Annotated in this window: 2 protein-coding genes; one reads left to right on the forward strand and one right to left on the reverse strand. The window is 47.3% G+C overall.

Features of this window, described 5'->3' with window-relative positions:
• Window positions 1–111: 111 nt before the first annotated feature.
• A complete protein-coding gene (hisA, locus tag ACTO17_RS19725) occupies window positions 112–927 on the reverse strand; it encodes a phosphoribosylformimino-5-aminoimidazole carboxamide ribotide isomerase (RefSeq protein WP_482559127.1) in 816 nt (271 codons plus the stop codon).
• 210 nt (window positions 928–1137) lie between these two features.
• Here hisA and guaB point away from each other — a divergent pair, with 210 nt between their 5' ends.
• Window positions 1138–2592, forward strand: a complete 1455-nt coding sequence (guaB, locus tag ACTO17_RS19730) for an IMP dehydrogenase (protein WP_482559128.1) — start codon at window positions 1138–1140, stop codon at window positions 2590–2592.
• Window positions 2593–2808: the final 216 nt, after the last annotated feature.

Below are 2808 nucleotides of genomic sequence, written 5' to 3' on the forward strand. Positions count from 1 at the left end.
GGAACTCCTTTCTTTTGTGCGGGTGTTTGTTTAGGCACTTATACTCTACCACAAAAAAGAGTTCCCTTCTTAAATTTTCCGAAAAAAATTTTACACTATCGGCGGATTCCGTTACCGTGAGGCCGAAGGCATAACGCTGCCTGCTCCCTCTCCGTCCCGACAGAATTTCAAAACCTCTTCCCATTCCATACTGCCTCCAAACAAATCCAGCGCGCTTCCTACAGTGACATTCAGGCGGTTCTGCCCCAGCGCCTTTAACTGCTTCAAATCCTCAAAGCTTCCCACGCCTCCGGCGTATGTTATGGGAATTTTTCCCCAGCTTCCCAGCATCTTTACCAGTTCTGTTTCCACTCCCTGCGCTTTTCCCTCCACATCCACCGCATGAACCAGAAATTCATCTGCGTATTTTGACAATTGCTCCAACAGAGATTGGGACAGTTTTTCTTCTGTAAATTTCTGCCACCGGTCTGTGACAATGTAATAATCCTCTCCCCGCCTTCTGCAGCTTAAGTCCAGAACCAGATGTTCTTTTCCTACGGCTTTCTGCAGTTTATGCAGATTCTCATAATGAATGACTCCGTTTCGGAACACATAAGAGGTAACAATTACATGGCTTGCGCCTGCGTTGAGGAACTCAGCGGCGTTCTCCGCATGAATGCCGCCTCCTGCCTGCATCCCGCCGGGATAGGCTCTTAAAGCCTTTAAAGCCTGTTCTCTGGTGGCTTCATACCATGGGCTGTCTGCAGGATTTAAAAGTATAATATGGCCGCCCCGGATGCCGCGGCTTTGGTACAGCCCGGCATAGAATACGCTGTCCTGTTCTGATACAAAATTTTCTTCTGCATAATTTCCCTGATCCTTCAGGCTTCCTCCTACAATTTGCTTTACTTTTCCATTGTGTATATCAATGCATGGCCGAAATTCCATTTTTTCACTTCTTTCTATATTATTAATGTTAGCGTATTATTTTAACAGCAGATTTATTTTACTACAAATGACGGTTGATTGAAATGGGAAATTCGTTTTTTCAATTTTCTGTCCGCCAGTCGTTGACAGTTCCCTGCTTTTTTGATAAAATCGTGGGAATAACACTTACACTCAAGAGCATATTGAATTTCAAAGAAAGCGAGGAAAACAATGGGTACAATTATCGGCGAAGGAATCACATTTGACGACGTATTATTAGTTCCAGCATATTCAGAAGTTACACCGAATATGGTAGACTTATCCACCAACCTGACCAAAACAGTAAAATTAAACATCCCTATGATGAGTGCCAGCATGGACACCGTAACAGAACACAGAATGGCAATTGCCATGGCACGTCAGGGCGGCATCGGCATCATTCACAAGAATATGTCAGTTGCAGCGCAGGCTGAGGAAGTGGACAAGGTAAAGCGTTCGGAAAACGGCGTAATTACAGATCCTTTCTCCCTTTCCCCGGAACATACCCTGCAGGATGCGGACAACCTTATGGCCAAATTCCGGATTTCCGGAGTACCCATTACAGAGAACGGCAGACTGGTGGGCATCATTACCAACCGCGACTTAAAATTCGAAGAGGACTTTTCCAGAAAAATCAAAGAATCTATGACTTCAGAACATCTGGTGACTGCCCGGGAAGGCATCACACTGGAAGAAGCGAAAACAATTCTCGCCAAAGCCCGGAAGGAAAAACTTCCAATCGTAGATGAAAACTTCAACCTCAAAGGCCTTATTACCATTAAGGATATTGAAAAGCAAATTAAATACCCGATGTCTGCCAAGGACGCACAGGGCAGACTCCTCTGCGGCGCAGGCGTGGGCATTACCTCCAATATGTTAGAGCGGGTGGCTGCCCTTGTGGACGCCAAGGTAGACGTGATTGTACTGGATTCCGCCCATGGGCATTCCAAAAATATCTTAGACGCTGTCAGACAGGTCAAATCCGCCTATCCCGACCTGCAGGTCATTGCCGGAAATATTGCAACCGGCGAAGCCACCAAAGCCTTGATTGAAGCTGGCGCAGATGCAGTGAAAGTGGGAATCGGCCCCGGTTCCATCTGTACCACCCGTGTAGTGGCAGGAATCGGCGTTCCGCAGATTTCAGCAATTATGGACTGCTACGATGTGGCAAAAGAGTACGGCATTCCAATTATCGCAGACGGCGGCATCAAATATTCCGGCGACATGACTAAATCCATCGCTGCCGGAGCCAATGTATGCATGATGGGCAGCATTTTTGCCGGATGCGACGAGAGTCCGGGAACCTTTGAATTGTATCAGGGCAGAAAATATAAGGTTTACCGGGGCATGGGCTCTTTGGCTGCTATGGAAAACGGCTCCAAAGACCGCTATTTCCAGCAGGATGCCAAGAAGCTGGTGCCGGAAGGCGTGGAAGGCCGGGTTGCCTACAAGGGAACTGTGGAGGATACCGTATTCCAGTTAATCGGCGGACTTCGCTCCGGGATGGGATACTGCGGAGCGGCTGATATTGAAACGCTGAAAGAAACCGGGAAATTTGTGAAGATTTCTGCTGCATCATTGAAGGAAAGTCATCCTCATGATATTCATATTACGAAGGAAGCGCCGAATTACAGTATTGATGAATAAGGGGATACTGGTTGGTATTTGGAGACGGGTGTGTACAGGCTGCAAAGCAGCGACGGGTATTTGGGGACGGACGGCAATTCAAAACCGCCCTTCCCCACGCTACCCGGTTTGCTTAGGGGAAGGGCGGTTTTGAATTGCCTGTGTACCGAAATACTGCTTGCATAAGATTTGGAACATGGAAGCCAGATTTTTCACGTAGTGTCTATATGAACTTCA

Source organism: Petralouisia sp. (assembly GCF_056822245.1).